This is a genomic window from Amycolatopsis sp. MEPSY49, assembly GCF_051337345.1.
Lineage (GTDB): Bacteria > Actinomycetota > Actinomycetes > Mycobacteriales > Pseudonocardiaceae > Amycolatopsis.
Genome location: NZ_JBDLYJ010000019.1, coordinates 16593 through 33451, shown reverse-complemented (window position 1 = coordinate 33451; position 16859 = coordinate 16593). Strand labels below are relative to the sequence as shown.

Here is a 16859-nt window from a genome sequence, read left to right as displayed (position 1 = left end):
TTGCTCCGCGGCCTCCGCTGCCGGCACGATCACCGGCCATGACCACGGATCCGGCCGTCAACTTGCGCAACGTCGCGACGGAGTGCGTCGGGCTGGTGGCGACCCGGTTCGGCCGCGAGCTGGACTGGAGTGTGCCCAGCCTCGACGAACTCGACGCCGTGTGCGCGGAACTGCGGTCCGAGGGGCCGTTGGCAGAGCAGCGGTTCGACCTGTGGTGGAAGCTGATCGGGGCGTACACCGGCGAAGTACTCGTCCGCGCGTACGGCGGCGAGTGGACCACCCACGAGGAGACGCCGGGCGCGTTCGTCGTGAAGGTGAACGGGGCTACCGCGTTTCCGTTCGGGATCGCGGAGCGGGTTTTGTCGGGGGAACCGTTCAAGAGCCTGGCGTCGTTCGGCCGCGCTCTGCCCGCGATCATTCACCGAACGCCGTGACCGGTGACGGGCCCCGGCGTCGGGCGGGCCGGGGCCTTCTCTTCGCTCGAACTGCGGCCCGCCCTGCACACCGGCTCAGCCCAGCACCGTGCCCGAGTTCGCGGTGTTTCGCTTGCGCTTACGGGAAAACGCACCCAGGTCGATCTCCGAACCGGTGCGCGGGGCCCGGAACCGAACCGGCACCGCGTCGTGGTCGGCGCCGTTCTCCACCTGGTCGATCAGCTCCGTCATCAGCTGCCCGACGACCGGCGCGTTCTTGAACTGGTTGCCGCTCGTTCCGATCGCGACGTAGAAGCCCTCGAGCTCGGTGCGGTCGTAGATCGGCGTCCAATCGTCGGCGACGTCGTAGACGCCCACCACCCCGCGTGCCCGGTTGGGCACCGCCAGCTCGGGCAGCCGCCGCGCCGCCCGCGTCACCTGGGCCTCGAAGACCGCGGCCGTCGGGTGGATGTCGACGGTGTCCGGGTCGTCGGTCCACTGCAGCGGATCGCACTCCGGTTCCGTTCCGCCGACGAGCAGGCCCCCGCCTGCCTCACCGCGGAAGTAGGTGCCCAGATCCATGTCCGCCACGACCGGCCCGCGATAGCCCGCCGGCACCGGCACGTGCGCCACTTCCTGCCGCATCGGGCGCACGCCGACCGTGAAGCCGGAACCCACGCCGGCCAGCCGGTTCACCGCGCCCGACCACGGACCGGCCGCGTTGACCACGATGGCACCGGAAATCCGGGTGCCGTCCGAGAGCCGCACCGCCGTCACGCGCCCGCCGGCTTCTTCCACCGCCGTCACCGTGCTGCGGAAGCGGAACTCCGCCCCGCACGCCGAAGCCGCGGCGGCGAGGTTCACGGCGGCGAGGCCCGGGTCCGAGACGTAACCGGCATCCGGGGTGTACACGCCACCGAGGGAGTGCTTCGCGTCCTCCCAGAATTCCTCGTCGTCGAGCCGTTTCGGCGGCCAATAGCGGCCGACGTCGATACCGGGAACGCGCTCGGCCAACGTCGCGCTGTCCCACTCCTCGTAGGGGACACCGATCTCGTCGAACAACGGCAGCCACGACGTACGCGGAGCCGCCTCGACGTCCAGCATGACCAGCCCGCTCTTGCGGAACACCGCGAGGTCGCCGACGTCGTGCCCGAGGTGGCCGGCCCAGTCGAGCCAGCCGAAGTGCGCCTCCCACGCCGTCGCCACCCCGGCGGTCGTGGAGAAGTTGAACCGGACGATCGCACTCGATGCCGACGTCGACCCCTGACCGGCCCCGGCGGCCCGATCGAGCACGATCACCCGGTGCCCCGCCCGGGCGAGGTCGAGGGCGATCGACGAACCGATCACCCCGGCCCCGATCACGACCACATCGGCACTCGGGCGCTTACCGGGCACGGCAGGTCCTGAGGTAGCTGAGGAACGAGGCCTGCAGGCCGGTCACGTGCGTTTCGCGCAGGACCGCGCTGGTGACGGCGCCGCCGCGGGCGGTCAGGCGGTGCAGGACGGTGGCCGCGTTCTTCGCGAGGTTCTGGTAGACGGCCAGGTCTCCGAGAAGCTCTTGGTCGTTGACGGTCAGGTGGAGCCGGGCGGATGGCAGGCTGTCGCCCGTCTTCTCGAGCATCGCGAAGATCTGGCTGTCTTCGCCGACGACACCGGGGCTGCCCGCTCCGACGCTCTCGAAGAGCGTGCTGCCGGTGAGCCACGCGTAGAGACTGAAGAGCCCGCCGTACGAATAGCCGAAGAGGCCGTGGCCGCTCGCGGCCGTGCCGTAGTCGCGTTCGATCCGCGGGTGCAACTCCTCGACGAGGAAGCCCAGGAACGCGTCGGCGTGGGTTTCGTTCAATTCGGCGAGGTAGGCGTCGGCTTCCTCGCGGGTCATCGCGCCCGTTCGGATTCCCGTCTCCACGGCGTCGACGAACTCCTGGGCGATGGGCTCGCCGGGTGGCACGAGGTCCCGGTTGCGCAGCCGTGCCCAGTGCTGGGCGTCCTCGCCCGCGTAGCCGACGCTGACCTGGATGTAGGGCTGGATCCGCTGCATGGGGTCTTTCTGGGTGACGATGAGCGGAGCCGTCTGACCCACGGCGAAGTTGCCGTCGAGCACGTACACGACCGGCGCTTGCGTCGTGGCGCGGTCGTGACCCGGTGGCGTGGTGACCCAGACGCCGTAGTCGTGCCCTCCGCCGGAACGCAGCTCGAAGTAGTCGGTGTCGGCGAGGCAGCCCTGCCACATGGTGCTCATCGGATGTCCTTCACGATTCGGCCGGCCTTGAGAACGAGGACGGCGTTGGCGGGATCGGCGAACAGCTCCGGGTCTTCGACCGGGTTGCCGTTCCACAACACGAGGTCCGCCTGGGCGCCGGGAGCGATGACCCCGACCTGGCCGGACAGGCCGAGGATCTCGGCGTTGGTCTTGGTGGCCGCCACGAGAGCGTCCATCGGTGTTTCGAGCTTCGCGCGCAGTCTGAGTTCCTCGCCTCGGCGATCCTGAGCCGGGCCGATGAGATCGGAACCCAGCCCGATCCGCACTCCGGCCTCCTTGGCGACGGCGAGCGCTTCGGTCATCCGCTCGCGAACACCCAGCACGCGATCGCGGGTCGATGCGTCGAGGCCCGCTCCGGCGGTGTCGTGCAGCAGTTGCTCGACGACGGCGAACGTGGGCACCAGGGCGACGTCGTGGGTGGCCATCAGGGTGGCCGTGGCTTCGTCGAGGTCGGTGCCGTGCTCGACACAACGCACTCCGGCCTCGACGGCGTTCCGGATGCCGTCGTTGTTGTGGGCGTGCACCGTCACGTACGTTCCCCGCGCCGCGGCTTCCTGGACCGCGACGGCGATCTCCTCGACGGTGAACTGGGTGTCGGTCAGCCGGTCGTGGGCGCCGACCACGCCGCCGGTCACGCAGAGCTTCAGGAAGGAGGCTCCGCGACGGAAGGCCTCGCGCACGTTGTGCCGCAGCTCGTCCGCGTTGCCGGACATCGTGGACAGGGCGCACAGGCCGGGCAGGTGGTGGCTGCTCCACAGCTCGGTGGGTTCCCACTCGGCTCCGTAGTAGCCGTGCCCGCCGATCTGGCACTGAACCGGTCCGCACGACAGCACGCGCGGCCCCCGGACCTTGCCCTTCGCGATCGTGGTGACGAGGCCGCCGTCGACCCCGCCGGTGTCCCGGACGGTGGTGAAGCCGGCGTCGAGCGTCGCGCCGGCGGCGGCGAAGATGTCCGCCGCGAGCTCGGCGGTGCTGATCCGGAACGAGAACTGCGGCTGGATCGGGCTCGACAGTCCCAAGTGGACGTGGGCGTCGATCAGGCCGGGCGTCATCGTCAAGCCGGTGGCATCGAGGCGCTCGCCGGAGCCACCGTGCTGGGTGATACGCCCGTCTTCGATGCCGACGTCGACGTCGACCGGGTCGCGACCCGATCCGTCGACGACCGTCGCCCCGACCACTTGAAACCGTTCCACGAGTCGTTCCCTCCACTGGCGCGTCTCTTTTCCAATGGATAAACTGTGGGAGTGATCCTGTCAAGCACGGAACGCAACGGCGACGCTCGCGAGCGTCTGCTGGCCCGGCTCCTCGACGCCTTCGGCGAGGCCCTTCCCGCACCGGAGGTGTCGCTCCGCGAGATCGCCGCCAGGGCCGAGACCAGCCACGCCCTCTTGCGCTACCACTTCGGGTCGCTCCCGGGCGTCTTGGCGGCCATGCTCAAGGCGCAGCGATCTCGCGACAACGAGGTGCTGCTCGAGGCCGCCCGGGAAGACACCTTCGACGACCTCGTGATGGCGATCTGGCGGGCCTACACACGCCCGGAGCAGCTGTCGCGGATCCGCGGCTTCTTCCACGTCGTGGGACTCGCCGCGTACCGCCCGGAGGACTTCCGCGAGTTCATCGACTCGCTCGACGACCTGACCAAGACGCTGGCGTCACTCGCGGAACGCGAGGGGCTCGACGCAGCGGAAGCGCTGACTTTGGCCACCGTCACCGTGGCCGCGATACGTGGCCTGCTCTTGCAGGAGGTGCTGACGCCGACCGGCTACTCGGAGGAGGCGGTCGCCGTGATCCTGCGCATGAGGTGACGGCGACCTTCACGCACCGACCCGGTGAGCACCGCGGCTACGCTGGCACGATGAGCAGTTTCCCCGCCTCCGCCGGCCGGGTTCGTGACAGCGGCCGCGCGTCGCGGGACCGGTTGCTCGCGTTGCGCGAATGCGTCCTCTGCTTCCAGCCCTACGGTTTCCGCGCGACCTGGCACCACCTGATCGTCGGTGCGGGCGTGCCGCGGAACCTCGACGACGACCCGCGATCGTTGGTTCGTGCGGTGGACGAACTGGAAGAGGCCCGGCTGGTCTGGCGGGCGCAGAGCGAGGACTACGCCGCGCGCCGTCGCCGGGAGAAGGCCGACGGGCGCCGGGACGCCTCGCGGGCCGACCACTGGCGCAGCTGGGCCGGGCTCATCGCCTACTGTCCCGATTTCGAAAAGCACCCCACCGAACGGCTGGCCGTCGTCGTCCGGCGGGTGATCGCCGCTTACGAGTCCGGTGTCGATCCGCTGGTCACCTGCCGTGCCTGTGGGTCGTCGCCGACCACGGACGCCCCTTGTCCGAGCTGCGGGGTGGATCCCGCCGGTCCGGCCGCGAGCCGCCCCGGGATCCGGGTGCGCACCTCGTACCGGTGGCGCGCGGTGTGGCAGCGGACGGCGCGCTGACTCACGCCAGGCGGTCGAGCAAGCGGAGCCGGCCACGGTTGGGGACCGACCGCAGCGGGTGCCCGGCCACGCCCCATCCCGTCAGCAGCTCGTTCGCCGCCGCCCAGCCCGTCGTCGCCGCTCTTTCCATCAGCGCCACCGGCAGGTCCACCCGGATCGCGTCGCCCGCCAGGACCAGCGACGGCTCCGGCGTCACCACGCCCGGCCGCGAGGCGAACCCGCCGACCGGGAACAGCGGACAATCCCGGCGCGTCACCGTGATCTCGCCCAGCACCCGCGCCGCCGCCGTCTCCGGGTACAGCTCGTGCAGCCGCGCGTCCAGGCCCGCGCCGTCCGAGGACGCGTACGCGTGCACCTCCACCACCGAGCCGCCCGTGCGCGCGGCCCAGCGGCGGGCTTCGCCCTCGTACCGGTTCAGGACGCTGATGTTGTCCAGCGGCGGCAAACCACCCGTCCCGAGGAACGCCGGCCTCTCGGCACGCACCGGACGGTCGAGCCACAGCCGGCGGACCACGAACGGCGGTGCCGTGCGCAGTCCCGCGATCGCCGCCCGCCACGACGGCGTGCCCAGCCCGGGTGACGCCGCCACGATCCGGCGCAGTCCCGCGACGTCGCACGCGAGCACGACCGCGTCGAACCGGGCTCCGTCGACGACGAACCCGTCGTCGTCCCGCGAGATGCCGCGCACCGCCGTGCCGAGGCGGATGTCCGCGCCGCGCCCGGAAAGGTAGTCGCCGAGCGGGTTCCACAGCGCCTGCGGGAACGGCTCGGCCGGCACGTCGAAGAGCAGCCCCTCCGACGAGCCCAGGAAGTACAGGTGGAACATCGTCGCCAGCTCGGCGGCGGAAAGCTCGCCCGGGTCGGCGAAGAAGCTGCGCGAGAACACCTCGAACGCCAGGTGCCGCGCCGCCGCGGGGAAGTTGATGCGGCTGAGGAACGTCGCCGCGTCGAGGTGGTCGAGCTGTTCGTAGACGCGGGGAACGCTGACCGTCGCCAGTGGCAGGGCCTGCCGGCCGGCCAAGCGCACCAGATCGCGCGCCCGGAACGTCGGGCTGCGCAAGGCGAACGCCAGCGCGTTCAACGGCGGTGTCAGCGGCAGGCCGGCGAACGTGTCGGTGCGCCCGTGCGGGTCGACCAGCGGGTAGTCGGGCACCGGCACCAGCCGCGCCAGGTCCGGGTCGGTGCGCGAAAGCAGCGCCCGCAGGTTGTAGTACTGGCGGAAGAACGCGTGGAACCCGCGGCTCATGGTGACTTCGGTGCCGTCCGGCAGCCGCTCGGGCCAGCCGCCGGCGCGGCCGCCCAGGTGGCCTTCCCGCTCGAACACCGTGACGTCGACCCCGCGCTCGGCGAGCCCGGTCGCCGCGGTGAGCCCGGCGATGCCGCCTCCGATCACGGCCGCGCGCGGACGGCGGCCGAGCCGTCCGGCGTCGGGAAGCCCGCCGGGCGCGGGGTGGGTCTCCGCCCGGCGGTCGCGACCCGCGATCACGGCGCGGTGCCCAGTACCGTGTGGACGATCCCGCGGGACCAGCCCGGCATCGTGCCGGTGCGGACGTCGGTGAACCCCGCGCGCGACAAGCGCGAGCACAACTCGGTGACGCCGTCGAACGCCACGACGCTGCGGCGCAGGTGCCGGTAGAGCGTGGCGTCGCCGGTGGTGACCCGGCCCAGTGGGATGACGATCGCGCCGCACACCGCGTTCCACACCCAGCGTGCACGGCGGGAGTCGCGCACGGAGTACTCGTGCAGCGCCAGCTGCCCGCCGGGCCGCAGCAAGCCACGCAACGTCCGCAGGGTGGCGTCGGGATCGTCGACGTTGCGCAGCAAGTACGCGGCGAGGATCGCGTCGAACGGGCCCGCGACTCCCGCCAGTTCCTCCACCGGTGTGTGCCGGAACTCCACTGTGGACGGCCAGGTCTTCGCGCGGGCACGGGCGAGCATCGCGCCCGACGCGTCGATCGCGGTGACGCGCGCGTCCGGGACGATCGCCAGCAGCGCGGTCGTCGACGCGCCCGTGCCGCAGCCCGCGTCGAGGATCCGCCGCCCCTGGTGCCCCGGCCGGATCAGCCGCCGCGCCGAAAGCCGCAGGTCGCGGTGGTAGCCCGGGTTCAGCCCGACGAGCCGGTCGTAGGCCGCCGCGCCCGCGTCGAACGCCGCCGGCACTTCGGCTCGGGGCAGGCCGTTGCCTTTCATGCACTGTCCTTTCGCGACTTCCCGCGCTCCCACAGGAGCAGGACCGCGGTGACGAGGGCGTAGCCGAACAGGAAGTCCTCCACCGGGATGTCCCACGGGAACCGCCAGCCGGTGATGCCCGCGGGGGAGTAGCGGACGATCGGCGCCGACAGCTTCGTCAGCCACCCGTCCACCGGGATCTGGAAGGCGATGACGATCACCATGGTGACCCAGTACGTGGTCCGCCGGAGCAGCCCGGTGCGCAGGAGGAAGACCTCGGCCGCGACCACCGCCAGCACGGCGGCGACGGCGGGAACCGTGTAACCCCACGGCATCAGCGCCGCACCCGCCGCCGGTCGAGCAGCGGCCGGACGAGCCGGCGCAGCAGGTTCCCGGTCAGTTCGACGGCTTCGTACGTCAGGACCCCGCAGACCGGCACGACGACGAAGAACAGCACCTCTTCGAGCGGAATCCCGAAGGGCGCGCTCAGCCCGGTGACGAACGCCGGGTCGAAGTCCCAGACGCCGGCCGCGATGGCCAGCGCGTCCCATATCAAAAACGCCACGGCCACCGGCAGCACCGCGCGCGCCAGCCGTCGCGGCCGGCGGTAAACGCGGGCGCCGGCCAGCTCCAGCGGCAGCGTCACCAGTACGCACGCGCCGAGGACGACCAGGTATTCCCATTGGCCCACTTCACGTCACCGCCCGGTGGCGCCGCCGCGCCCATTGCGCCCGGACGAGCGCGTCGCCGGCCGCGGCCAGCCGCCGGTACCGGGGCACGCGGGCCCGTCCGGCGAACACGTTGTAGTCCAGGGCTTCGATGCGGTCCAGAATCCCTCCGTAGAGGACATACGCGGTCCGGACGCACGGCCGCGACGCCGGGTGCAGCATGGCGATCCCCGGCCGGGCCTCGGCGTAGACGCGGCGGGTGGCCGCGACCTGCTCGGCCAGCGCCCGCCGCACCGCCGGGTCGAGCCGGCGCGTCCGGGCGCACCAGCCGAGCCGGTCGCGGTCGACGCCGGCCGCGGCCAGCTCGTCGGCCGGCAGGTAGACCCGGCCGCGCTCGAGGTCCTCGGCGACGTCGCGCAGGAAGTTGGTCAGCTGGAACGCCTTCCCGAGGGCGGCGGCCCGCGGGGCGGCTTCGGAACGGTCGACCACCGTGCCGAGGATCGGCAGCACCTGCAGCCCGATGACCTCGGCCGAGCCGTGCACGTACTCGTCGAGCGCGGCGCGGGTCGGGTAGCCGGTCACCGTGAGGTCCATCCGCATCGAGGCGAAGAACGCGCGGAAGTACGGCTCCGGGATGGCGTACCGGGTCGCGGTGTCGATGACGGCGGTGCGCAGCGGGTCGTCGCTCGTCCCGGCGGCGAGCTCCTTCAGGAATCCCTCTTCGACGTCGAGCAGGGTCGAGGCGATCGAGTCCGGAGTGGCGCCGGGTTCGGGTTCGTCGACGAGGTCGTCGAGGCGCCGGGCGAACCCGTAGAGCGCGTGGACGGCGGGGCGCTGCGCGGGCGTGAGCATGCGGGTGGCGAGGAAGTAGGTGCGGCCGTGCCGGGCGTTGAGCTTCCGGCAGTGCCGGTAGGCGTCGCGCAGCTCGGGGCCGGTGATGCCGGCGGCGTCCAGTTCGCGGCGGGTCATCGGGCCTCCCCGGTGATCCGGTCGGCGGCGAGCCGCCCGGAGAGCAGCACGGTCGGGACGCCGACCCCCGGCACGGTCCCACCGCCCGCCAGCACGACGTTCTCCGTGCCCGGCGGGAGGTTCCGCGGCCGGAACGGTCCCGTTTGGACGAACGAGTGCGCGTAGCTGAACGGCGTGCCCGCGACCATCCCGCGCCGCGCCCAGCCGGCCGGGCCGATGACGTGCCACGCCTCCGGCTCGAAGCCCGGCAGCAGGTCGGCGCGGACGTGGTCGAGGATCTCCTTGGCGTACGGTTCGGCCTCGCTGTCCCAGTCCCGCGGTCCCCGCTCGAGGTTCGGCACCGGCGCCAGGATCGAGAACAGCTGCCGCCCGGCCGGCGCCAGCCCGGGGTCGGTCGCGGTCGGGCGGGTGATCAGCAGGGACGGGTCGGTCATCCGGCAGCCGTCGGTGATGAGCTTGCGGAAGGTCGACGCCCAGCCGTGGCCGAAGGAGATGGTGTGGTGCCCCACCGGCCAGTCCCCGGGACCGCCGGTGTGCAGCACCAGCGCGGACGGCGCCGGCCGCAACCGGACCGGGCGGCGCGGCGTGCGGCCCAGCAGCCGGTAGGACTCGTGCGGTTCCGTCGTCAGGACGACGGCGTCACACGGGATCCGGCCCGCGGCGGTGCGGACGGCGGTGACCCGCGCCCCCCGGCGTTCGAGCGCGATGACCGGTTCGCCGAACCGGAAGTCGACGCCGGCTCCTTCCGCGACCCGGGCCATGGCCCGGGGCACCGCGGCCATTCCGCCCTCGGGGAAGTACACGCCGCCGACGGTGTCCATGTAGGAGATGACCGCGTACAGCGCGAGCGCCCGCATCGGCGACTCGCCGGCGTACAGCGCCTGGAAGGTGAAGACGCGCTTGAGGCGTTCGTCGCGCAGGAACGCGCCGATCTTCCGGTCCAGCCGCCGGAAACCGCCGAGCGCGACGAGCCGGGCGAGGTCTGCCGACACCAGCCCGAGCGGCGAATCGATGTTGCTCGCGACGAACCGGCCGAACTCCGCCGCGTACAGCCGCGTGAGCCAGGCGCGCAGCCGGCGGTACCCGGCCGCTTCGTCCGGTCCCGCGAACTCGCGGACGGCGTCGGTCATCCGGTCGGCGTCGGAGTGCACCGGCAGGACGGACCCGTCGGCGAAGCGCGCGGTGTAGGCCGGGTCGAGCCGCGTCAGCCGCAGGTGGTCGGCCGGTTCCGCACCCGCGGCGGCGAACGTGCCGTCGAGGATCGACGGCATGGTCAGCACCGTCGGCCCGGTGTCGAAGTGATAGCCGCCGGTCTCGACGCGCCCGGTCCGGCCGCCCGGCCCGGGATCGCGTTCGACGACGGTGACTTTCCGGCCGCGGCCCGCCAGGTGGAGCGCGGCGGACAGCCCGGCGAGGCCGGCCCCGACGACCACGACGTGGCCGGTCCGCCCGGTGACCGTCCTCATCGGACGCGCTCGGTGCAGCGGTTCGCCAGGACCGTGAGCGCGGCGGCCGCCTGCTGGGGCAAGGGAACCAGGTCGATCGCCTCCAGCGCGCGGCGGACGCGTTCGTCGACGAACTTCTCCAGCTGGTCGCGCGCGCCGGTCGCGGTGATCAGCTCCCGCCAGCGGGCGACGGCGCCGTCGTCGACCGCTTCGAGGGCGAGCAGGTCGGTCAGCTCGGCGCGCTGCCGGCGGTCGGCCAGGTCCCGGGCGAGCACGACCACGCTGGACGCCTTGCGCTCGCGCAGGTCGTCGCCCGCGGGCTTGCCGGTGACCGCCGGGTCGCCGAAGACCCCCAGCAGGTCGTCGCGGAACTGGAAAGCTTCGCCCAGCAGGCCGCCGTAGGTGCCGAGGGCGGCGACGACGTCCTCGGGGCAGCCGGCCAGCGCCGCGCCGAACTCCAGCGGGCGGCGGACGGTGTAGTTCCCGGACTTGCGGCGGATCACGTCGAGGACGTCGGCCCACGACGGCAGCGTGCGGGCGTCGTTCACCAGGTCGCCGAGCTGACCGACGGCCAGCTCGGACCGCAGCAGGTCGTAGCCGGGCCGGCCGCGGGCGAGGACGCGGACGTCGAGCCCGCTTTCGTGCAGCAGCTGCTCGGACCAGACGAGGAACAGGTCGCCCATGAGCACCGCGGCCGACTCGCCGAACCGGGCCGCCGGGCCGCTCAGGCCCTGCTCTTCGTGCCAGCGGGCGAAGCGGACGTGCATCGACGGACGGCCGCGTCGCCGCGCCGAGCCGTCCATGACGTCGTCCTGGGCCAGCGCGAAGCAGTGCAGCAGTTCCAGGCTCGCCGCGGCGCGCAACGCGGCGGCGTCTTCGGGGCCACCGCAGCGCCAGCCGGTGTAGGCGAACATCGGGCGGAGGAACTTGCCACCGGTGACGAACTCCGGCAGCGCCGCGACGGCCGGGGTGTCCGCCGCGCGCCCGGTGAAGTGCTCGCGCACCCGTTCGGTGACGAAGGCGTGGACGTCGGTGGCGCAACGCCGGCGCAGCGCGTCGAGCCACGCCACCGATCCGGCGGCCGTGGAGGTCGCGGTCATCCGGGCTCCTCTCTCGCCGTCTTGCGATGCAAATTCGATGCACGCTGAGCGGGCATCAAGGGACACGTCGGATGGTCAGGGTGTTACCCTGGTTCTACCGTGATAAACGCGCCTGCGCTCGCTGGGCAGCCGAATTCGGTGACGTTGCGAGCCCGATGCGGATCGGCCACGATGGACCGATGAACGTCAGCCGCCGGATCGCCGCGCGATGGCCGCGGCGCTGGCCCGTCCAGCCGTTCGCCGAACCCCGCTGGGCGAAGCAGGAGCCGACCTACCGCGACTGCTCGCCCGCCCTCATCGAAGCGGCGGGCAAGCGCGCATCGGCCCGCCCGTCGGGCAACTGGTACGTCGTCGCGGCCAGTCGCGAGGTGCGCGCGGACCGCCCGTTCGGCGTGACCGTCGGCGGCCGCGAGCTGGTCGCGTGGCGCGGGCCGGACGGCGACGTCCGGATCGGCCCCGGCGCGTGCCCGCACCTGGGCGCCCCGCTCGCCGACGCGCGGGTCGACGCCGGCGGGCTCGTCTGCCGCTGGCACGGCCTGCGGATCGACGGCACCCGCTGCGGGACGTGGTCCCCGGTGCCGGCGCACGACGACGGCGTCCTCGTCTGGGCGCGCCTCGACGGCCTGGGTGGCGAGCAGCCGTCGGAGGCGCCGGTGGTGCCGGCCCGCCCGGCGAACCCGGCCCGCATCGACGCCGTCGCGACGCTGACCGGGATGTGCGAACCCGAGGACGTGGTGGCGAACCGCCTCGACCCGTGGCACGGCGCCTGGTTCCACCCGTACTCGTTCAGCCGCCTGCGGGTGCTCGAAGCGCCGCAGGGGATCGACGTGCCCGATGACGAGGACCGGTTCCTCGTCGAGGTCACGTTCCGGCTCGCGGGCCGCTGGGGCGTGCCGGTGCTGGCGGAGTTCACGTGCCCCGAGCCGCGCACGGTCGTCATGCGGATCGTCGAAGGCGAGGGGGTGGGCAGCGTGGTGGAGACGCACGCGACCCCGCTCGGCCCGGGCCCCGACGGCCGCCCGCGGACGGCGGTCATCGAGGCGACGATCGCGGCTTCGGAGCGGCCGGGCTTCGCGGTGGCGGCGAAGCTGGCGCCGGCGATCCGCCCGTTGATGCGCCACACCGCGGCCCGGTTGTGGCGCGACGATCTCGCCTACGCCGAACGCCGCTACGCGTTGCGCGCCGGTTGAGTTTGCCGCGCCGCGCGCCGGGTACACGGCTCGCGGCGGTGCCCCGCCCGTGTTCGAGCTCAGCTCGTGGTCTCCGCAAACCCGGGCAGTCGGGCGGGCACCGCTGTCACCGCCGGGCCGCGGTTCCGCCGAACGACGTGGATGAGCTTCATTCACGTCGCCGGCCGGCAGAGCTCCGGCAAAGCCGGCGGGACCACCGCCCGGGGCCCGACCGGCCGGTCGAACCCGAGTGAGGCCGGGCCGAACGGGCGTTTCGCCGAGATCCCGGGTTTCGGAGGTCATGAACGACCCGTTCACCGCGTCCGGCGACAGGGTCCCGGCAAAGTCAGGTCAGCGCAGCCGATCCGGTCGCCCGCACGTCATGAACGGGTCGTTCACCTCGTCAGACGACATGAACGACCCTTTCATGACATCGCCGCGACGCCGGGCAGACCACGCGGCCACGACTTTGCCGGAGCCCTGGCGTCCGGCGAGGTGAACGACTCGTTCATGACGTTGCGGGCGGCCGGACCGACCACACCGATCCGACTGTGCCGAGACCCTGTCATCGGTTCTCCAGGTGGCGGGCGAGCTGCTGCTGGTTCTCCACCAGCCGCAGGCAGAGGTGGCGCAGCCGGGTCGTTTCGGCGGCGGTGAACCCGCGGAAGAGTGCCGCCATGGCCAGCTGCGACGGCCGCCGGAACTCCTCGAGCCACGTCCGGCCGTCGTCGGTGATGCGGACCAGGACCGACCGGCGGTCGCGGGGATCCGGGACCCGCACCGCGTGCCCGGCCCGTTCCAGCGTGTCGACCAGGCCGGTCACGTTCCGCGAGCTGACCCCGGCCGACGCGGCGAGGTCCTTGATGTTCGCTTCGGCCGCGCTGAGCCGGATCAGGATGTCGAGGGCGCCGGGGCTGAGGCCGCGGCTGTCCGTGCCGTGCGAGCGCAGCTGGTCCAGGCTGCGCGCGGCCGCGCGGACGGCGGCCGCCGCTTCGAGTGCGCCGGTGTCCTCGCCGTGGGTGAAGCCGGCGAGCGCGCTTCGGACGCCGGGGGAGTAGAGGGAGTCGTCGGAGTCTTTCGGGAAGTCGTTCATTGTGAAGCACTACATTAGTACGTACTTCAGTATTTGTGTCAAGAGCTCGTCCGCCCGAAGCCGTTTACCGGAGTTTCGCCCGGAGTTAGCCTCGGGCCCGGCACAGGTTCTCGTAGGCCCACGCACAATGGCCCGGCTCTCCACCCCGACACCCCCGGAGTCCTCATGACGGACGTCAACCGACGGCGTTTCCTGCAGCTGGCCGGCGGCACCGCCGCCCTTTCCGCGCTCTCCACGAGCATCGCCCGAGCGGCCGAGATCCCCGCCGCCCGGCGTACCGGGACGCTGCGGGACATCGAGCACATCGTGGTCCTCATGCAGGAGAACCGGTCGTTCGACCACTACTTCGGCACGCTGCGCGGCGTACGCGGCTTCGGCGACCCGCGGCCGGCGACCCTTTCGAACGGCAAGCCGGTGTGGGCGCAGTCCGACGGCAAGCGCGACATCTACCCGTTCCGCCCCGAAGCGGACAACCTGGGCCTGCAGTTCATCCAGGACCTGCCGCACGGCTGGAACGACACGCACGCGGCGTGGAACGGCGGCAAGTACGACAAGTGGGTGCCCGCCAAGGGCTCGACCACCATGGCGTACCTGACGCGCGAGGACATCCCGTTCCACTACGCGCTGGCCGACGCGTTCACCATCTGCGACGCCTACCACTGCTCGTTCATGGGCTCGACCGACCCGAACCGCTACTACATGTGGACCGGGTACACGGGCAACGACGGCAAGGGCGGCGGCCCGGTCCTCGGCAACGACGAAAAGGGCTACTCCTGGACGACCTACCCCGAGCGGCTGGAGCAGGCCGGCGTCTCGTGGAAGATCTACCAGGACATCGGCGACGGCCTCGACGCCGCCGGCGGCTGGGGCTGGATCGAGGACGCCTACCGCGGCAACTACGGCGACAACTCGTTGCTGTACTTCGATTCCTACCGCAACGCCAAGCCCGGCGACGCGCTCTACGAGAAGGCGCGCACCGGCACGAACGCGAAGGCCGGCGAAGGGTACTTCGACCGGCTGCGCGCCGACGTCAAGGCCGGGAAGCTGCCGCAGGTCTCGTGGATCACCGCGCCGGAGGCGTTCTGCGAGCACCCGAACTGGCCGGTCAACTACGGCGCCTGGTACATCGCGCAGGTGCTCGACGCGCTGACCGCGAACCCGGACGTGTGGAGCAAGACCGCGCTGCTCATCACCTACGACGAGAACGACGGCTTCTTCGACCACGTCGTCCCGCCGTACGCGGCGGCCGGCCAGTCCACTGTGGACACGACGGGCGAGATCTTCGCGGGGTCGGCGTCGAACCCGGCCGGGCCGTACGGACTCGGCCAGCGCGTCCCGATGCTCGTGGTCTCGCCGTGGAGCAAGGGCGGGTACGTCTGCTCGGAGACGTTCGACCACACCTCGATCATCCGGTTCATCGAACGCCGCTTCGGTGTCCAGGAACCGAACATCACCCCCTGGCGCCGTTCGGTCTGCGGCGACCTGACCTCGGCGTTCGACTTCGCGCGCACCGACGCGCGGGTGCCGGCGCTGCCGGACACCGCGGGTTACGAGCCGCCGGACCGCGTGCGGCACCCGGACTACGTGCCCGCGGTCCCGGCGCACAACGTGCTGCCGAAGCAGGAACGCGGGCTGCGGCCGGCGCGGGCGCTCCCGTACGACCTGTCGGCCGACGCCCGCCTGGCGGACGGCAAGCTGACGGTGACGTTCGCCAACCACGGCCGCGCGGGGGCGGCGTTCTACGTGGTGACGCCGTCGGGGGAGCCGCGCACGTACACGGCCGGCGCGGGCAAGTCGCTGGCGGCCGCGTTGCCCGCTTCCGGGGCCTACGACTACACGGCCTACGGACCCAACGGGTTCGTGCGGCAGTTCCGCGGTGGCGCCGCCGGTCCCGAGGTGAGCCTCCGCCGGGAAGGCGGCGACCTCGCGCTCGTTCTGACCAACAGCGGCACGACGACGGTGCAGCTGACGGTGGCCGACGCCTACGGCCACCGCTCGACGACGCGCCGGCTCCGCCCGGGCGCGCGGGTCGTCGAGCACGTGGACACCCGCCGCAGTGGCAACTGGTACGACGTGTCGGTGACTTCCGACCGCGACCCGAAGTTCCTGCGCCGCCTGGCGGGGCACGTCGAGAACGGCCGGCCGAGCACCAGCGACCCGGCCACGCTCACGGACTGACGTCCACCCGGCCGCGGCGCCAGTCCGACGGGCTGGCGCCGCGGTGGCGTTTGAAGGCCACGCTGAACGCGAACGGATCCTCGTAGCCGACGGCTTTCGCGACCGCCGCGACCGTGTCTTCGGTGTCGCGCAACAGATCCGCGGCGAGCGTCATGCGCCAGCCGGTGAGGTAGGTCAGCGGCGGCTCGCCGACGAGGAGCGCGAAGCGCGCGGCGAACGCGGCCCGGGACAACCCCACCCGCGCGGCCAGCGAGGCGACCGTCCACCGGTGCGCGGGTTCGGCGTGCAGCAGGCGCAGCGCCTCCCCGACGCTCTCGTCATCGAGGGCCCGGTACCAGGCCGGCGGCGTGTCCGTCCCCGCGCACCACGCCCGCAGGGCCAGCACGAGCACCAGGTCCAGCAACCGGCGGAGCACCGCGTCCTGGCCCGGTTCGTCGCGGGCGATCTCGCCGGCGAGGAGTTCGAGAGCCGCTCGCGTCCGGGCTCCGGCGCGCACGACCGCCAGCGGCGGGAGCGCGTCGAGGAGCCGTTCGGCGGCGGCGCCGTGGAGTTCGTAGGCGCCGCGCAGCATCGTCGTCGCGCCGGGTGCGCCGTCGCCGTACGTGCGGGGCGCCCGCGGGCGCGCGTCCGCGGTGATCGGGTACTTCTTCGCGCCCCGGATCACGACCTGGGGCGCGGTCGCCGGGTCGTCCGCGATCGTGTGGCCGGCCGCGGCCACCAGAGCGATGTCGCCGGCGGCGAGGCGGACCGGCGCGGCGTCGCGGAGACTGACGAACGCGTGCCCGCCCAGCGTCGCGACCAGCGTCAGCGGCGGGGCGTCGGCGAAGGTCATCGACCACGGCGGCCGCTGGATCAGCTGCCGCACCAGCGCGTCCGCGGCGTGCGCCCGCTGCAGCAGGTCGCTCAGCACGTCCATGCCCAGACCGTAGACGACCACAAAGGAATCCTCGACTTCCGCCCA

At 72.5% G+C, this 16859-nt stretch carries 17 protein-coding genes; 5 read left to right on the top strand and 12 right to left on the bottom strand.

Translation table 11 applies throughout. The features are described from left to right. The first annotated feature begins 38 nt into the window (after positions 1-38). Positions 39-434 (top strand): hypothetical protein, encoded by a 396-nt coding sequence (locus tag ABFJ78_RS45545; RefSeq protein ID WP_436393678.1) that lies wholly within the window; start codon positions 39-41, stop codon positions 432-434. Between the two features lie 75 nt (positions 435-509). Here the strand turns inward: ABFJ78_RS45545 and ABFJ78_RS45540 are convergent, their stop codons facing one another. From ABFJ78_RS45540 to ABFJ78_RS45530, 3 genes are read right to left on the bottom strand one after another with little or no spacing between them, the layout of a single operon-like run. Beyond that, entirely contained in the window at positions 510-1808 is a 1299-nt protein-coding gene (locus ABFJ78_RS45540) for an NAD(P)/FAD-dependent oxidoreductase (RefSeq protein WP_436393677.1), read from the bottom strand. Continuing rightward, positions 1798-2652: an alpha/beta hydrolase gene (locus ABFJ78_RS45535; protein ID WP_436393676.1), complete on the bottom strand. Its 855-nt coding sequence runs from the start codon at positions 2650-2652 to the stop codon at positions 1798-1800. The genes ABFJ78_RS45540 and ABFJ78_RS45535 overlap by 11 nt, the downstream gene beginning before the upstream one ends. After that, on the bottom strand, positions 2649-3866 hold the full coding sequence (locus ABFJ78_RS45530) for an amidohydrolase family protein (RefSeq protein ID WP_436393675.1): 1218 nt from the start codon (positions 3864-3866) through the stop codon (positions 2649-2651). The genes ABFJ78_RS45535 and ABFJ78_RS45530 overlap by 4 nt, the downstream gene beginning before the upstream one ends. Positions 3867-3917: 51 nt before the next feature. On the opposite strand from ABFJ78_RS45530, the gene ABFJ78_RS45525 reads away from it, so the two are divergent. Together ABFJ78_RS45525 and ABFJ78_RS45520 are read left to right on the top strand one after the other, a co-directional pair. Then, complete coding sequence (locus ABFJ78_RS45525; RefSeq protein WP_436393674.1) at positions 3918-4478, top strand: TetR/AcrR family transcriptional regulator; 561 nt, start codon at positions 3918-3920, stop codon at positions 4476-4478. A gap of 50 nt (positions 4479-4528) precedes the next feature. Further along, on the top strand, positions 4529-5107 hold the full coding sequence (locus ABFJ78_RS45520; RefSeq protein ID WP_436393673.1) for a hypothetical protein: 579 nt from the start codon (positions 4529-4531) through the stop codon (positions 5105-5107). A gap of 1 nt (position 5108) precedes the next feature. On the opposite strand, the gene ABFJ78_RS45515 is transcribed toward ABFJ78_RS45520, so the two are convergent. The 7 genes from ABFJ78_RS45515 to ABFJ78_RS45485 are packed head-to-tail and all read right to left on the bottom strand — an operon-like array spanning position 5109 to position 11458. After that, positions 5109-6593, bottom strand: a complete 1485-nt coding sequence (locus tag ABFJ78_RS45515) for a hydroxysqualene dehydroxylase (RefSeq protein ID WP_436393672.1) — start codon at positions 6591-6593, stop codon at positions 5109-5111. After that, on the bottom strand, positions 6590-7297 hold the full coding sequence (locus ABFJ78_RS45510) for a class I SAM-dependent methyltransferase (protein WP_436393671.1): 708 nt from the start codon (positions 7295-7297) through the stop codon (positions 6590-6592). Before ABFJ78_RS45510 ends, ABFJ78_RS45515 begins: the two co-directional genes overlap by 4 nt. Next, the gene (locus ABFJ78_RS45505; protein ID WP_436393670.1) at positions 7294-7611 is read right to left on the bottom strand and encodes a lycopene cyclase domain-containing protein; all 318 of its coding nucleotides are present in this window, start codon (positions 7609-7611) and stop codon (positions 7294-7296) included. The genes ABFJ78_RS45510 and ABFJ78_RS45505 overlap by 4 nt, the downstream gene beginning before the upstream one ends. Then, a complete protein-coding gene (locus tag ABFJ78_RS45500; protein ID WP_436393669.1) occupies positions 7611-7967 on the bottom strand; it encodes a lycopene cyclase domain-containing protein in 357 nt (118 codons plus the stop codon). Before ABFJ78_RS45500 ends, ABFJ78_RS45505 begins: the two co-directional genes overlap by 1 nt. Before the next feature lies 1 nt (position 7968). Further along, entirely contained in the window at positions 7969-8913 is a 945-nt protein-coding gene (locus ABFJ78_RS45495; protein WP_436393668.1) for a phytoene/squalene synthase family protein, read from the bottom strand. After that, on the bottom strand, positions 8910-10379 hold the full coding sequence (gene crtI / locus ABFJ78_RS45490) for a phytoene desaturase family protein (RefSeq protein WP_436393667.1): 1470 nt from the start codon (positions 10377-10379) through the stop codon (positions 8910-8912). Before crtI ends, ABFJ78_RS45495 begins: the two co-directional genes overlap by 4 nt. Beyond that, complete coding sequence (locus ABFJ78_RS45485) at positions 10376-11458, bottom strand: polyprenyl synthetase family protein (RefSeq protein ID WP_436393666.1); 1083 nt, start codon at positions 11456-11458, stop codon at positions 10376-10378. The genes crtI and ABFJ78_RS45485 overlap by 4 nt, the downstream gene beginning before the upstream one ends. 179 nt (positions 11459-11637) lie before the next feature. On the opposite strand from ABFJ78_RS45485, the gene ABFJ78_RS45480 reads away from it, so the two are divergent. Next, on the top strand, positions 11638-12648 hold the full coding sequence (locus tag ABFJ78_RS45480) for a DUF5914 domain-containing protein (protein WP_436393665.1): 1011 nt from the start codon (positions 11638-11640) through the stop codon (positions 12646-12648). Between the two features lie 544 nt (positions 12649-13192). On the opposite strand, the gene ABFJ78_RS45475 is transcribed toward ABFJ78_RS45480, so the two are convergent. After that, positions 13193-13720 carry a MarR family winged helix-turn-helix transcriptional regulator gene (locus tag ABFJ78_RS45475; protein WP_436393664.1) on the bottom strand — a complete coding sequence of 176 codons (528 nt, stop codon included), beginning with the start codon at positions 13718-13720 and terminating at the stop codon, positions 13193-13195. Between the two features lie 165 nt (positions 13721-13885). On the opposite strand from ABFJ78_RS45475, the gene ABFJ78_RS45470 reads away from it, so the two are divergent. Further along, positions 13886-15898 (top strand): phosphocholine-specific phospholipase C, encoded by a 2013-nt coding sequence (locus ABFJ78_RS45470; RefSeq protein WP_436393663.1) that lies wholly within the window; start codon positions 13886-13888, stop codon positions 15896-15898. On the opposite strand, the gene ABFJ78_RS45465 is transcribed toward ABFJ78_RS45470, so the two are convergent. After that, entirely contained in the window at positions 15888-16814 is a 927-nt protein-coding gene (locus ABFJ78_RS45465; protein WP_436393662.1) for an AraC family transcriptional regulator, read from the bottom strand. The two genes, ABFJ78_RS45470 and ABFJ78_RS45465, sit on opposite strands and share 11 nt — an antisense overlap. Between the last annotated feature and the right edge of the window lie 45 nt (positions 16815-16859).

What these genes read in the sequence shown, in the direction of transcription:
- ABFJ78_RS45510 (WP_436393671.1), bottom strand. Translation starts at nt 7,297, where the DNA reads ATGAAAGGCAACGGCCTGCCCCGAGCCGAAGTGCCGGCGGCGTTCGAC.
- ABFJ78_RS45480 (WP_436393665.1), top strand. Translation starts at nt 11,638, where the DNA reads ATGAACGTCAGCCGCCGGATCGCCGCGCGATGGCCGCGGCGCTGGCCC.
- ABFJ78_RS45470 (WP_436393663.1), top strand. Translation starts at nt 13,886, where the DNA reads ATGACGGACGTCAACCGACGGCGTTTCCTGCAGCTGGCCGGCGGCACC.
- ABFJ78_RS45475 (WP_436393664.1), bottom strand. Translation starts at nt 13,720, where the DNA reads ATGAACGACTTCCCGAAAGACTCCGACGACTCCCTCTACTCCCCCGGC.
- crtI (WP_436393667.1), bottom strand. Translation starts at nt 10,379, where the DNA reads ATGAGGACGGTCACCGGGCGGACCGGCCACGTCGTGGTCGTCGGGGCC.
- ABFJ78_RS45485 (WP_436393666.1), bottom strand. Translation starts at nt 11,458, where the DNA reads ATGACCGCGACCTCCACGGCCGCCGGATCGGTGGCGTGGCTCGACGCG.
- ABFJ78_RS45545 (WP_436393678.1), top strand. Translation starts at nt 39, where the DNA reads ATGACCACGGATCCGGCCGTCAACTTGCGCAACGTCGCGACGGAGTGC.
- ABFJ78_RS45520 (WP_436393673.1), top strand. Translation starts at nt 4,529, where the DNA reads ATGAGCAGTTTCCCCGCCTCCGCCGGCCGGGTTCGTGACAGCGGCCGC.
- ABFJ78_RS45465 (WP_436393662.1), bottom strand. Translation starts at nt 16,814, where the DNA reads ATGGACGTGCTGAGCGACCTGCTGCAGCGGGCGCACGCCGCGGACGCG.
- ABFJ78_RS45495 (WP_436393668.1), bottom strand. Translation starts at nt 8,913, where the DNA reads ATGACCCGCCGCGAACTGGACGCCGCCGGCATCACCGGCCCCGAGCTG.
- ABFJ78_RS45505 (WP_436393670.1), bottom strand. Translation starts at nt 7,611, where the DNA reads ATGCCGTGGGGTTACACGGTTCCCGCCGTCGCCGCCGTGCTGGCGGTG.
- ABFJ78_RS45535 (WP_436393676.1), bottom strand. Translation starts at nt 2,652, where the DNA reads ATGAGCACCATGTGGCAGGGCTGCCTCGCCGACACCGACTACTTCGAG.